This window comes from Lewinella sp. LCG006 (genome assembly GCF_040784935.1).
Classification (GTDB): Bacteria; Bacteroidota; Bacteroidia; order Chitinophagales; family Saprospiraceae; genus Lewinella.
The window spans coordinates 386,497-401,282 of the sequence record NZ_CP160680.1; the positions used below are offsets into that span (position 1 = coordinate 386,497).

Annotated in this window: 10 protein-coding genes; 3 read left to right on the plus strand and 7 right to left on the minus strand. The window is 47.1% G+C overall.

Annotation, left to right across the window (positions count from 1 at the left end; all coding sequences use genetic code 11):
* Window positions 1-209 precede the first annotated feature (209 nt).
* From AB0L18_RS01325 to AB0L18_RS01340, 4 genes are all read right to left on the minus strand, one after another.
* Entirely contained in the window at window positions 210-419 is a 210-nt protein-coding gene (locus AB0L18_RS01325; protein WP_367390788.1) for a DUF3185 family protein, read from the minus strand.
* Window positions 420-563: 144 nt separating this feature from the next.
* Window positions 564-1,850 (minus strand): phenylacetate--CoA ligase family protein, encoded by a 1,287-nt coding sequence (locus AB0L18_RS01330; protein ID WP_367390789.1) that lies wholly within the window; start codon window positions 1,848-1,850, stop codon window positions 564-566.
* Window positions 1,851-2,222: 372 nt separating this feature from the next.
* Complete coding sequence (locus AB0L18_RS01335; RefSeq protein ID WP_367390790.1) at window positions 2,223-2,711, minus strand: RidA family protein; 489 nt, start codon at window positions 2,709-2,711, stop codon at window positions 2,223-2,225.
* A 51-nt stretch (window positions 2,712-2,762) separates the two neighbouring features.
* A complete protein-coding gene (locus AB0L18_RS01340; RefSeq protein ID WP_367390791.1) occupies window positions 2,763-3,317 on the minus strand; it encodes a hypothetical protein in 555 nt (184 codons plus the stop codon).
* Between the two features lie 151 nt (window positions 3,318-3,468).
* On the opposite strand from AB0L18_RS01340, the gene AB0L18_RS01345 reads away from it, so the two are divergent.
* The gene (locus AB0L18_RS01345) at window positions 3,469-4,599 is read left to right on the plus strand and encodes a Gfo/Idh/MocA family protein (RefSeq protein WP_367390792.1); all 1,131 of its coding nucleotides are present in this window, start codon (window positions 3,469-3,471) and stop codon (window positions 4,597-4,599) included.
* A gap of 224 nt (window positions 4,600-4,823) precedes the next feature.
* On the opposite strand, the gene AB0L18_RS01350 is transcribed toward AB0L18_RS01345, so the two are convergent.
* Window positions 4,824-5,405: a Crp/Fnr family transcriptional regulator gene (locus AB0L18_RS01350; RefSeq protein WP_367390793.1), complete on the minus strand. Its 582-nt coding sequence runs from the start codon at window positions 5,403-5,405 to the stop codon at window positions 4,824-4,826.
* A 141-nt stretch (window positions 5,406-5,546) separates the two neighbouring features.
* Here AB0L18_RS01350 and AB0L18_RS01355 point away from each other — a divergent pair, with 141 nt between their 5' ends.
* Complete coding sequence (locus AB0L18_RS01355) at window positions 5,547-6,041, plus strand: SgcJ/EcaC family oxidoreductase (protein WP_367390794.1); 495 nt, start codon at window positions 5,547-5,549, stop codon at window positions 6,039-6,041.
* A 236-nt stretch (window positions 6,042-6,277) separates the two neighbouring features.
* Window positions 6,278-7,711, plus strand: coding sequence for an IS4 family transposase (locus AB0L18_RS01360; RefSeq protein ID WP_367389587.1), 1,434 nt, complete (start codon window positions 6,278-6,280; stop codon window positions 7,709-7,711).
* 152 nt (window positions 7,712-7,863) lie between these two features.
* Here AB0L18_RS01360 and AB0L18_RS01365 read toward each other — a convergent pair whose 3' ends face one another.
* Complete coding sequence (locus AB0L18_RS01365; RefSeq protein WP_367390795.1) at window positions 7,864-8,106, minus strand: GlsB/YeaQ/YmgE family stress response membrane protein; 243 nt, start codon at window positions 8,104-8,106, stop codon at window positions 7,864-7,866.
* A gap of 317 nt (window positions 8,107-8,423) precedes the next feature.
* Entirely contained in the window at window positions 8,424-14,753 is a 6,330-nt protein-coding gene (locus AB0L18_RS01370) for a hypothetical protein (RefSeq protein WP_367390796.1), read from the minus strand.
* Between the last annotated feature and the right edge of the window lie 33 nt (window positions 14,754-14,786).

Genomic DNA, 14,786 nt, shown 5'->3' on the forward strand with positions numbered 1-14,786 from the left:
GGCATTATTTCTTAGGGGAGATAATATTATTTGGGAGGGGACCAAGTGTCCCCTCTTCTTTTTTGGGTCATAAATACCTGGTGATCTAGCACCCGTCTAGTAAAAACCAGATTAGCAAAAATATCAAGACGGTACTGAAACAACCACCGCCTAATTTTTTAGCACCGTAGCCAGCTATGAGTGCTTTTAGTAGATCTCTCATATTACTGTTATTTGCGGTACATCAAATAACCAGCGACCAAACTTATCCCGCCCAAGACGAGATAAAGAATAGCGGTGGTTTGTCCTGATTCGTCGCTAGCATTGATGTCTAGGCCAAGAAACGAGACCGATGCCGTAGATTCCTGAAACGTGTTGATACCAAAAAGGGCAAGGGCAATACCTGCTACCATGAGCGCGATGGGAAATAACTTTTTCATAGTTTAGTATGGTTGGTTTATTGCTGAAACTTGCACTTTTCAGGGATTGTTCGGTCAGCAAAAAATAACCTAGGGTAAAATTGTGAATTGGGGTGGGCAGGGTGAATTCGTGAATTCCCCCTAAGTGGTTCAAAATCGTCATGTTTAGCGGCGATCCTCTACCCGGGATAGTTTCCCGCCCTCACTGCCAGGAATACTGCCATAAGTCTGTAGGCTTATTTTCATCGACAAACCAATGGTATTTTTGATTTTTTGCGAAAGCGCTACCGCAAAATCCGTATTTGTCGCATCCTGGCCGGGGGCCACTTCCACGAGTACTTCAATTTGGTCCATGGTTCCTTCTCGGGTGACGATGAGTCTATAATTAGGAACTAAAAAATCCATTTGTTCAATGACCTCTTCCACTTGGGTGTAAAACAGATTTACGCCTCGAATGATCAGCATATCATCCGCACGGCCTTTGATCGCCGCCATCTTGATGTGGGTACGCTTGCCATTGGGGTCGTAGTGCAGGCTACAGATATCGTTGGTCCAATAACGCAACAAGGGGAAGGTTTGCTTAGTCAGGGTAGTAAATACCAGTACTCCTTCTTCGCCATATGGCAATGGCTGACCAGTAGCTTTGTCAACAATTTCGGGAAAGAAATGATCCTCCCACACATAGCTGCCCGTGCCTTTTTCGTCGACGTCTTCTTGCGAAACACCGGGGCCCATGATTTCACTGAGCCCATAAATATTGGTGGCACTGACTTGTAGTCCTACCTCTACCTGTTGGCGAATGGCTTCCGTCCAGGGTTCTGCCCCCAGTACCGCGTAGCGAACATTGAGCCCCGCAGGATCTATACCTCTTCGGGCACATTCCGCGGCAAGCGTCTGCGCGTAAGAAGGGGTACAACAAATCACCTCTGGCGCGAAATCCTGAAGAATTGTCAGTTGCCGATCCGTCATTCCTCCCGACACCGGAATAACGGCCATCCCCAGGCGAGTAGCACCACCGTGCATACCCAATCCTCCGGTAAATAAACCATATCCGTAGGCATTGTGGAGCCGCATACCGGGGCGAGCACCCGCAGCCACTAGCGAACGAGCCACCACCTCATTGAATACCCCCAAATCATGCTGATTGTAGCCTACGACGGTAGGCTTGCCCGTGGTACCACTCGAGGCGTGGATACGACGTACTTCTTCCATCGGCGTCGCAAACATCCCATACGGGTAGTGATCCCGAAGATCATTTTTTCGCGTAAAAGGCAAACGAGCTAAGTCTTCAATACCTTTGATATCACCAGGCAATATGCCCGCTGCAATGAACTGCTGACGGTAAAAAGGCACCTTTTCGTACAAGCGGTTGACCTGTATACGCAGTCGCTCGCTTTGCAATTGGCGAAGTTTTCCTAGCGGGAGCGTTTCGACGGAGGGGTTGTAGAACATGATTTTTTTTGGTTGGAAGGGTTTATGAGTTGGAAGAGTGTAAGGATTCGATAGGTGTAAGGGTAGGCGCTTCATTCTGGTGATAAATTATACCCGTTACTAAGTGGTCTGGGACATTCTCACTTGTCCTTTTTTGCTCTGACTGCGTTAAAAAGCCTCGCCGAAGCTTAGGCTTCGCCTACGTTTTTCGCCTTGGCAGAGCAAAAAATGACGTTGCGATAATATTCCCAAACCACTTAGTGCCGGGTATAGGTTGCACGTGGCTTTAGCCAGCAACGAGTTCTCTCCGTACTATAAGTGCGAACTGAAGCCCGCGCTTCGGGGATTAAATCAACCTTTACACCCTTACACTTACCCAACTTTTACACCCTACTACTCCCCTACCGCCACGACTTCAATTTCGATCTTGGCACCAGCAGCCAGGGCTTCGGCGGCGAAGGTCGTTCGGGCGGGCTTTTGGGGCAGATAGGTTTTGTATACCTCATTAAAAGCTGCAAAATCATTGATATCATCCAGGATGACCAGCGCTTTGACAACATTGGCCATCGTCATATCGTGTTGTGCCAAGACGGCTTTGATATTTTCCAGGCACTGCCGGGTTTCGGCTTCAATACCTCCTTCTACCAAAGTGCCTGTGGTATGATCTTTCCCTATCTGGCCCGCCAGAAAGTAGAGATTATCAACCTGAACGATATCGCTGTAGGGCGCATTGGTTTTGCTGGGTTCATGTGTAGGGTGGAAGATGGGGGTACCGGGTCGTTCCTGAAGAACTGAGTCCTCCGAGTTGCCACAAGCTCCGATCAAAATAAAAAGGGTAGCCACAAGGCACCAACGGTTGATCTCTCTGAATTGCATGGGCATAATGTTTAGAACTTAATTTTATTAGAAAACAGAGGGTCTTCGCTCAACCCATCAATAAAATTGTTGCGCCTCTATCCTTTTGCAAGAGCTCGAAAGCGCTTGGCGCTTATCATTTTCTATCAACCAGTATTCTTCCAAGAGGGAAGAATAACAAATGGTCATGGTTAGTACCTTCATTTTTTGCTCCAGCAATCGGGTCGCTGGTGTCCAATTTACGGAAAACAAGACAATCTCCTCGCCAGGGATCATCATTTTCTCGTTGACCGTATTTGAGACGATGGCCTCATAGCCGAATTGCAGGCTATCTGGTAAATGAGCAGCAATCATTTCTGGCCAGTTTTTATAGTAGCGCTTTCCATCTGATAGTTCTACGCTATTGATTTGAGCCAATCCAATACCACTATTTCTTAAATGAATGGCAAACCCTTCCTTACTGTAGATTTGTCTAAAAGAAAGGTGAGGATACATAGACACTTCCTGCTGTTGGCGCATAATTCGCACCTCCTGAAAGGAGACGATCAGTGCACACAAACTGATAACCACTGCGGAAATAGCAATGAGAAAATTTGTATCAACTTGACGAATTTTTTGCCAGAGATTTTTCATTCGCTAGAATATCTATTTTGACAATAATAATAAAATCTAGCTAGAAAGGACATGATACAATTTACTCAAATCGATCATCCCATCAACTTCCCTAACAATTTTGTATTCAAGCCGTTAATTCTCATCTTCGCTAGAACGAAATACTATCGATATGCGATTATTACTTCTTTGTCTTCTCCTTCAATTCAGCATCATGGCCCAAACCACCAATACAGCCCTCGAGCCGCTTCGTTCTGAGCCTCCTTTAAGGGTTGGCGTGATCGGCCTCGTACATACCCATGTCCACTGGATTTTGGGCCGTGAGGATCAAGGCGACATCGAAATTGTAGGCATCGTCGAGCCCAACCGCGAGCTCGCAGCGCAGTACAGCCTCCAGCATGGCTATTCCATGGATCTTGTTTACAATACCATCGAAGAAATGGTAGCTGCCAAAAAGCCACAAGCCGTCACTGCCTTCAACACCATCTACGATCATCTCTCAGTGGTGGAATATTGTGCCCCGCGCGGTATTCACGTTATGGTCGAGAAGCCACTTGCCGTCAGTTGGGAGCATGCTCAGCAGATGGCTGCACTCGCCGAAAAACACAACATCCATCTACTCACCAACTACGAAACCTCCTGGTATGGCAGCAATGAAGAGGCCTACGATCTCTACCACAAGCAGCAGGCCATTGGCGATATTCGGCATCTCAATTTCTATACCGGCCACCCTGGCCCCATCGAAATTGGCTGCAACCCAGAGTTTGTAGAATGGCTGACCGACCCTGTTCTTAATGGTGGCGGTGCCCTCACCGATTTTGGCTGCTATGGTGCCAACCTCACGACCTGGCTTACGCAAGGAGAGGTTCCCCTCAGTGTCAGCTGCATCACCCAACAGATCAAACCAGATCTGTACCCCAAAGTAGAAGATGAGGCGACCATCATCATTGCCTACCCCAAAACTCAGGTGGTCATCCAGGCATCCTGGAACTGGTCACACAACCGCAAGGAGATGGAAATTTATGGTACGCACGGCTACATATTTTGTAAAAACGGCACCGATATGATCATCATGGAGGAGGAAGCCAAAGGACCTTACGACCACCAAGCTGGACCACTTTCTCCGGGCTTACACGATCCATTTGCCTACCTTTCCCAGGTCGTCCAATATGGCTACACCGTAAATCCCTGGGACGTATCTGCGCTGACCAACAACCTCCGGGTCATGCAAATCCTAGAGGCTGCAAAAGTTGCTGCACAAACGGGTAAAACCGTTAATTGGCAGGAATTCTTTGGTTCGTAGTGCATTCATTTGGGGCTGTGCCTTACACACTCTGCTTTGCTCCGTGCTCCGTAGGATCAGGTTTGAAACCGATCCTACGGAGCACGGAGCGGAGAAGTTACCATCCTTCATCCTGGCGCCGCCCTCTCCCGGTGTGAGGTCAGGGTGCGATTAGGATTTTGTTGGGACAAGTACTAAACCGTTACCACTAGTTTAAGCGCTTAACCCACATTAAGCAAGAAGAACTAACGCCCCGCTAAATCTTTGCGAATTTTACTCAAGAATTCTGGTGTTATACCCAGGTAAGAAGCAATCTGGGTGTTCGGCAGGCGGTTACTTAAATGCGGATATTTTGCTAAAAACTGCAGGTATCGCTCTTGGGCCGATGAGCTAATATTTTGTAACAATCGGTTTTGTAATTCCACATACTTATTCTCGGTCATTACCCGAAAATTTCGGTCGAATTTTGGGTAATTAACAAAGAAGAATTTCAAATCCTCTTTTTCAATCCTTACGATCAAAGAAGGCTCTACTGCTTCAATATAGAGTTTACTGGGCTCCTCAGAGAACAAACTTCCGAGATCCGTCATCCATTCATTTTCAGCCGCAAACTGGAGGTTATGCTCCGTTCCTTTCTCATCTATACTGTACATTTTCAGGCACCCTTCCACTACAAAATTGTAATGGTGACAAACATCTCCTTCCTGTAAAACAAACTGGCGGCGCTTGATGCTGCGTTCCTGCGTCCGCTCCAAGAGTTCTTTCTTTTCTTCCTCCTCCAAAGCTAAGAACTGATCAAAATAAGCAATGAGTTGCTGTTTCGGCATAAGCTGGTATTAAGGCGATAAACGAGAAGATAAAATCCAAAGTAGCAAAATTCTTAATCTAGTTTAAGGCTATTTCTTAAGCTACCTTATAGGCACGACTGCGCTTTTGCGCCCACCTTTGTTGCAACAAAAAACAATACGATGTTAAAACAAATCATCTGGGTTGCTTCTTTCTCGGTGCTCTTTTTCACCGGTTGCGAAACGCCCGCTGCTAACAACCATTCTTCCATTCAAAATCAAACAAACATGAATACTTCTCAGGAAAAGGCTGCTATCAATGCGCTACTATTTGCTTACCGTGATGCGCTCAACGCATCAGATGTTGGGGCCATATTAGCACTTTACGCAGACGATGGCGTCTTTATGCCTACCGGAGCACCTACCTCTATTGGACAAGAGCAAGTTAAGGGTGCTTATGAATTTGTATTCAGTAATATTCAACTTACCATTGAATTTCAAATCGACGAAGTTGAGCTAGCTGGAGATTATGCTTTTGCCCGTACTACCTCACAAGGTAGCACCCTCATTCACGCTACAGGGGCAAATGTTGCCGAGGAAAATCGCGAGCTTTTTGTCTTGCGAAAGATACAAGGCGAATGGAAAATTGCTCGTTATATGTTTAACAAAATGCAATAACTTAGCCTTTCAGCTCTTCCTTCCAACTAAAAAATGGGCAGGTAAAAGACGTTTAGTATTCGAGCTAAAATAAGATGATCCAATTTGTTTCAAGGCTTAGTAAGAAAAAGAACGCAACCTGTCTGCTCGCCGCAAGCTAATCTTTATACACATCGCAAGATTACGAATATATTTGTAGAGGCGTACACGATCTGCCTAAGCAATCGCAGTAATATCTACTTAATCACGTGTTAATTATGACAGCTATTAGTGTAGTATTTGATCATAAATTAGGTGATGCTCGCTTAGAAAAACGAGCAAACCGTATATTACATCAGATGATAAAAAGTGGCAGCGGTGTTCCCAATCGACTGAATACACACCATCGAGAACGAATGGGGATGAGTCGATTTTTAAATAACAATCGATTGAGTATGGATGCTCTGGTGAACAGTATTACCCAGTCTTGGTATACGGAGGAGTATGCTGACCGGGATTTATATGTCATACAAGACACGACCGACTATAATGCAATTGGCCATAAGGGGCGTTTAAGTGAGTCGGATGAGGACTTGGGGCCACTTTGGAAAGATGATACGAATCAAGAATTCGGTTTTTTTCTTCATCCCGGCCTTGTGTTGGATGGCGATAGTGGATTTCCATTGGGCTACACACACCTTCATATCTGGAATCGATGTGTAGACCAACCGAATCGACATGAGCGTAATTACAAGAGGCAGCCTATTGAGCAGAAGAGTTCTTATCGCTGGTTGGAGAGTATAGATTATAGTACACAAGTTTTAAAGGGGCATCGGGGAAAAGTTGTTCATGTCATGGATCGGGAAGGGGATATCTACGAACTCTTCGCTAAGCCAATGCCCCCCAATCATCATTTGGTTATTCGCACTAGCAAGCAGCGGGTGATTTATGACGAGTCTGACAGCAAGCATTTATTGTGGCAGTATTTAGAAGAGCAAGCTACCAAGGGACTCGTCATTGAAGTAGCTATCCCAAGACAAAAAAAGCGCAAAGCCCGAAAAGCAAAGATGGCCTTGAGTTATGGTCGGGTAGAGATTGCCCGGCCTAAAGATCGTACCAAAGCGCAAGGGCCAGACCGAATTCCATTATACTTTGTACAACTCAAAGAATTGGAACACAGCGTACCTGATGGCGAGGCTCCTGTTCATTGGACGATCTGGACGGATATGGTCATTGAAAATGAGCATCAAGCATTGAAAATTGTCGATATCTACCAAAATAGATGGAATATTGAGGAGCTTTTTAGCTTGTTAAAAACCAAAGGGCTAGAATGCGAATCCGCTCAGGTTGAATCAGGCATTGCTATGAAACGACTCGTGATCATGGCCATGCAGGCGGCATTGCATTTATTACAATTGCTCAAAGACCGCGACCATGTCTACCAAGAAAAGGCTACATTACTAATCGATACGCAGGATCTGACTTTCGTGGAACTACTTATTCCGATCTATGAGGGTCAAACCCAAAAGCAAAAAAATCCCCACCCTCCTGAGTCCTTGGCTCGATTGGCATGGTTAATCGGCAGAATGGGGGGGTACAGTGGCTACAAAAGCCAGTCGCCACCAGGGCCAAAAACCATGCGCTGGGGATGGCGAAGATTTCAGGAGCAACTCTCCGCTTGGCGAATTGTCAATCAAATTAAGCTTGATTAAATGTGTATAAAGATTAGTCGCCGCAAGGCAGGCAGGCTTCCATTTCAGTCAGTTGCTTATCTTTTTTTACTAAACCCAAATTGGATCACCTTATTTTTATACGTTCACTTAACAACACCTTTACCAGCCCTTTTTTTCGCTCTAAAAGCAAACTACTTCTTAAACAAGCCCGCCACAAACAGGACCGCTACAGCTCCGACCGTAGCCGTAATCAGAGACCCCGCAAGCCCCCCGCCAGCGGAGATGCCCAGTTGTCCAAACAACCAGCCACCAACGGCACCACCAATAATACCAAGAATGATATTAACCAGCAGTCCAAAACCGCCTCCTTTCATAATCTGACCAGCGAGCCAGCCAGCAATTGCTCCAATGAGGATGAAATATAAAAGACTCATAGTAATTTCGTTTTGTTTTGATAATTCAAGTTTGTCCTGCATAAGGTAAGGTTTTTCATACAAATCCCACATTGTCATTTTTACAGTATCCATAAAGACTAGTTAACCAATCTTTTGGTTTGGACATTAGTCCGCCTAATTTGCGGAATTCGCCTATTCGGGGCCCTTAATCCCTCCCTTATGTGGTTCAAAAAACACCTCCTTATGTGCCCTCCTGTGCCTTATGTTGTTCAAACAAAAACGGCAGCTCCCATCTCCAGGAACTGCCGCTTTCTATTTTCATGGCCTAACCATCCAAAGATCGAACGATCAAACCATTAATCCACTACAATCATCTGCTTCGTCGCACGGTAATCGCCGGCCTGTCCGGCTTCGCCATTGGCCAGACGGGTTTCTACGGTGTAGCTCAGTACGCCCGTTGCACCTTTGATCATCTGCTTGGTGACGTTGATCGTATTGTAACCAGCAGCGTAATCACCTTTGATGACCGTCAGTACACGGCCGCTAGCGTCGCTGATCGTTACCGTTGCGGTTGCATCCTCAGGTAAATTGAACCCAATCAAGGTTGCCGCTGCAAAAGGGTTCGGCGTGTTCTGGTACAATTCAAACTCCGCAGCAGCATTCCAACCACTGGTGAATTCAATCCCCAGGTCAAACACCTGTTCTCCCCTCTCAGGGGAGATGTCCGTAAGGACAGAAGGGTAAGCCTCCGCAGCCGTGTAACGGCTAGAGATGCTCAGCGCTTCGCGCAGGGGCTGGTCTTCACTTGCTCGTAGTACCAGGCTGAACAGGACATCGGTTGTGGTACCGCCGCCGTCGTGGTTCCAGCTCATGGTGATGGAGCCTTCCGCAACATATCGCAGGCCGAAGTTTTCGGCTTGTGCCTGTCCGTATTCGATGTCCACCAGTTCTACACCGTTCAGTTGCAGCGTACCCTGGTAGCCTTCGATCTGGTTCAGGTTCTCCGCTGTCACGGCTACGGTATAGGTATTGCCCGCTTTCAGGTCGATGTCTTCTGCCCTCAGTTGGAACGTACCGTTCAACGTACGATCATCACCCGCCAAGGCATTGGCTTGCGCTGATCCGTTCACATCACCGATCTTCACACCCACGAAGTCGGCATCCAGTACATCACCCGCCAGGTTGTTCTCGTTGATCAACTCGGGGAAGACTTCTGACCATGGATTCGTTGGAATAGGGAAGCTATAAGCAGCTTCCACAAAGCGCCAGCTCGTGTTGTTCGCGAATTGCGTATCAATGTTCAGAATCAGTTTACGGATCTGGATCATATCCAGCGTCGTTACCGTTCCACTACGGTTGGCATCCGCAGCGATCAGCTTGTAAGGGCTGTTCAACAGTTGCGTTCCTAAGACGTGCTTGCTGATCAGGATCAAGTCAAACGTCGTCACTCCGTTCAGTGGATTGGCGTTCAGGTAAGGCGTTACCGAGTAGTCACCGCCTTGGGTCAGGTTGCTGAAGCTGTAGGTACCCGTCGTATTTGTAGTCATCGTAGCGGTCATGCCGCCGTTGATGCTCACCTCTACACCTTCGACTGCTTCGTTGGTTTCCGTCATGATTACACCAGCGATGGTGCCATCACCAGGATCGCCACAGTCAACGTGCTGCTGTACCAGTACATAAGTCTCACAGTAATCGTAGTTACCTTCTTCGTCGAAAGCGTATACGTAGACTACTGTCGTAGCTTCGTCATCCTGCGTCAATACCAATCCAGTATCATCTGGGCTTGGTACGAAGTTAGGATCAGCTTCTACATCTGCTGCACGGTAGATAGCGTACTTCGTCACGCGAGGTAGACCACCGAACAGTTCTGGTCCCTGACCAGTACAGTCACTGATTGGTGAACCTTCGAAGTCAGAAGCCCAGATTGCCATTGCACAACCACCTTCTTCTTGTGGCATCAAGGTTACGGTCAAGCCGTTGATACATACTGGTGCTGGTCCTTTACAGTCGATCACATCGAACACGATGGTCTCGCTGGTCTGGTTACCACAACCGTCCTCAAACAATACGCGTACTGCGTGGTAGATGTTATCACCCATTGCAGAAGTAATGATTGGGAAAGTACCTGCAAATACGTAAGTACCGTCACCGTTGTCGGTGATGTTACCCAATACGTTCAAGTCTGCTACGAATTCGTTCGACTTGATGTCGCCGTCGCCGTTAGCGTCTACTGCAAATGCGTCTAGCTGTGCAGATACCAGGCTTACTACCAAGTTTCCGTCACCGTCAAACAATTCACACTCGTCAGCTACGCTGAATGGAATACTTACTGCTTCTTCACAGTTGCCGTCGTCATCACCAAACTGACCAGCTAATAGGTCAGGACAGTTAGCTGTAGGACCTCCGTACTCACCAACAGTTACTACTGGTGCGGTTGAGTCGTATACTTTAACGAATTGCGTGTAGATGTAACGACCGAAGTTACGACGACCAAACTGGTCAGCAGGAATACAACCGATGTTGTTACCTGGGATGTTGTCGTATACGGTGTTAGGAATATCAGAATCTCCGTCACGATCGTTGTGATCGCGGTCGATTACTACTGTGTACTGGATACCTTGCTGAGCGTCAGCTACGTTATCACAGTTGTTGTCTACTGGGCCAAAGCCACTCACCACCCGTACTACTGGGCGCTCGTTGCCTTCTACTGAACGGTCTACAGGAAGTGCCTCACCGTCGTCTTCCGTCATACGAGGAAGTACCAAACCAGTGTACTCACCATCCCATACACACCAGTTGATCACATCGTAAGTGATGCTCAACTTGTAACACTCGTCGCCAGTTGCTGAGAAACGTACTGGATCGCCAATGTTTACGCTCAATACATCACAACCTACAGTGGTCGTAATGATCGTTGGTACATCAGGATCACCACAGTCAGCGTCAGCATCTTCTGGGAAGTCGATCGTGAAGTCGTGTACTTCCGTGATCGTGATCAGCTGGCTACAGCTGTTCGTCGAACGGAATACTTCGTTGATGTCGATGGCTCCGTTGCCGTTAGCATCGCCCTCTGGGCGCAACTGCCAAGCTTCGAAACGGCGGGTGATAGTTCCCCAACCACAATCGTTAACCTGGATGTTTGGCGTACGCTCTACGATGGTGTCCACCGCACAGTTGTCTGTACCCGTTGCTCCGCCGAAGATAGAGCTCATCATGATAGAAGTAGCAGCAAAGTCTTCGTCGTAAGCCGTAGCAATATCACCAGGGAAAGCCAATGGCAAGTTAGAACAAGTCAATGTTACTGGTGCTGGTGCGTAGCAGAATGGGTTCAATTTATCTTCTGGAGTGATCACCATCCAACAGATGTTCTCGTTTCCTGACTCGTCAGTTACACGTAGTTCGATCGTGATTTCGTTGTCGATATCACAGCAGTAGAAGTCTACAAAGTCGCCCCATGGGCTCCAACGGTTAGCACTTGCATCACAAGTGTTGTTGCGCCAGTAGTTACGACGTACTTCCAAAGTTACTGCTCCACAGTTGTCGTTAGAACCTTCGTCAACGTCAGAAGCGAAGATGCGTGCGATACCCAGGATACCTTGAGCGGAGTCACCACCGCCAATAGATACGTTCAATTCGTCGTCACATGATGCACTTGGCTCGATCTCGTCCGTTACGATCAAGTCGTACTCTTCACAAGTTTCGTTGCCACAGTCATCTTCGGCACAGATGATCAGGATGTGCTCACCAATTGGTGCTGATACTACATCTCCGTCACACAAGTCACCACCAGCGAAGAATGATTCGCCGAAAGCCAATACCGTGTAAGTCGTGCCCGCTACGCTTGAACATCCGTTGCCGTCAGTAAGGGTAGGACATGGAATCGCTACGTTCGCCAAACAGCTGAATGGTGAAGTAGATACGTTGATTACTGCTGGAATGCCAGTGATTACTGGGCCAGTAGCATCAAATACTTTGATCAACTGCTGAAGGGTACCTGAACCGCCTGGGTTACACCAGTCGATGATGTTCCACTCACGACGAAGCTTGTAAGTACCTTCACACACCACGATACGTGGCTCATCAGAGTAAGAAGCTCCGATGTTACAGTAAATCTGATCAAGGTCGTAGAAACCAAATGCCGTACGCAACCATGGGTAGCCAGATGCAGATGGGTGAGGGTTGCCATTCGCATCAACAGCGAAGTTCTCGTCACACTCCAAAGGAGCTACAAATGGTGGGAATACCAAGTCGCCAATCGTTGGCTTACGGAAAGTAATCGTCTGTGTACATGCTACTACGCGAGGAGCACCAACACAGGCACCGTCGTAACGGTCTGAGACCGTGAAGGTACGCGTCAGCGTTACATCACCACAATCACCAGCAGAGCTTACTGCATCAGAAAGGGTTACCAATACAGGACCACAGTTGTCGCCAACTACAGGGAAACCAGTCAAGTTTACTTTTGCAATGAAAGCATTCAAAGCAGCAGTGCTACCTCCAAAGAAGGTGTTACGTGTAGCCGTGAAGTTCAAGGTACCATCTGCACTTGCAATCCATGACTGAGGTGTCTGGAAGCGGATGAAGTTGATATCCTCACATACCAAATCACGGGTATCGGTAATATTTACAGGGGTAAATTCTGGACCAGAAACACCCGTGTTGTTATCAGAATAGATGCTTACCGTCCAGTTACCAAACTGCGTCGTCAACCAGTTGGTCAATACCAAGGTATAGGTTGTGTTAGGCAACAAAGGCAGGCTCAAACGTAGTGCTGGATCGAATGGGTTACCTCCAGGTACGAAAGCATCGTCAGAAGAACCGATAAGGTTTTCACAGGGTGCTGTAGGATCGAAACCACCCTGGAACAGGAACATGCTTCCATCACCCCACGCAGTCTCCATCAAGATCGTGTATACGTCAACAGGAATAGCAAAGTCTGGCGTAGTGAAAGTTACTACGTCATAGTTGTGCACACCGTCGGCCAGGAAGCCCTGGTTCAAACAGCTGTAGTTGTTGAAGTTCAAGGTTGCATCAGCAGCACTTAGGTTACCGCTTGCTTGGTGAGCAGCATAGTCCTGCGTTACGGTGCTTGTGTTCGCTGGGCAAGTAACTACTGGATTGGTTTTGTCTTCGGCGAAGAGGTTGCCCCAGGCAGTATATACCAATTCTCCATCAACAAACAACTGCACCATATAGGTATGAGATCCACAACCGTTGACTTCAGAAGTATTGCCACCATCAATGGTTACGATTGCTTCATCGGCACACGCCCAATTTCCGGTCATCACCATTGCTGGTGTAATTTCTGCCGCACAAGCAGCTCCTAGGGTTACATTTATATCTCCGATGCTCGCAACTTCTAGCGGGCCATCACAATCCTGTGGGCAGAAGGGAGAGTTTTCATCAGGATCACAAGGATCAAGAGGGTTAGAGACAACCACCACAACGTAGGGAGTAGAAGGATCATCAATACCGGTAACTTCTTCGCCGTCATTCACACCATCATCGTCGGTATCACTATCATTAGGGTCGGTACCATTGATGGCTTCGTCGCCGTCATTCAAACCATCGTTATCCGAATCCGAATCATTTGGATCAGAAGTATTTCCGTTAGGATTAGCAGGGGTGTTTGGATCATCAATACCCGTTACTTCCTCGCCGTCGGTCAAACCATCATCATCGGTATCCGCGTCCATCGGATCGGTGCCATTATTTGCTTCATCACCATCATTAAGACCATCATCATCACTATCGCTATCGTTAGGATCTGATGTATTGCCATTTGGATTTGCAGGGGTGGTTGGATCATCAATACCAGTGATTTCTTCACAATCCGTCAAACCATCATTGTCGGTATCAACGGTCAATAAACCAAGAGGATCACAAGCGTTATTGGGATCAGAAGTTCCTGTGGGAACAGCAGGGGTAGCTGGATCATCAACACCCGTCACTTCTTCGCCATCGTTAAGACCATCATCATCACTATCGGGATCCGTAGGGTCGGTACCAGCAATAATTTCTTCATCATTGGTCAGACCATCCGTATCTTGATCACAAGGACCAGCATTTACACTTGGGTTACATGGGTCTCCTTCGTCAGGATCATCAATCCCTGTAAAACCATCTCCATCAACATCAGGGGGAACACAGTTTACGATTATCTCTCCGTAATTACTTTGATAATAAGGTGTTCCAAATACATCAAAAAAGGCGTTAAGGAAATCAGCACCCCCCATAGAAGGTTCTGATGAGTTGGGGTCGCTTGCATTGTTAAACAACCTCACTCCTTCCACACAAGCAGCCCCAGGTATCGTAAAAGAAAAAAGATGAATTTCTACACTAGGCATTAATACCATTATAGAACCGCCGGTAGTCACGGAATGATAATCCAGCCCCGGGGTTACAGCAGGTGCAAACACCTGGGTTTGATCAGCCCAAAACCCTCCGTTTACGGGTGTAACCGTCAATGGAGCATCGACCACACTTTCTGGTAATACAATGGATACCTGGCTTCCTCCTCCGAGGATGAAAACCGTTTCACTAAAGTTAGGCCGTGCATAAACTTCGTACGCTGCCTCATCAAAATTGTAAATAATGGTATAATCTACAACTGATTGTGCTCGAAGCTGTACACTTATCAGTATAAAACTGACAAACAACAGCAATGTTTGTAGCAAATTTTTCATGATTATTATTTTGTTTTTCTTGTTTTCACAGGA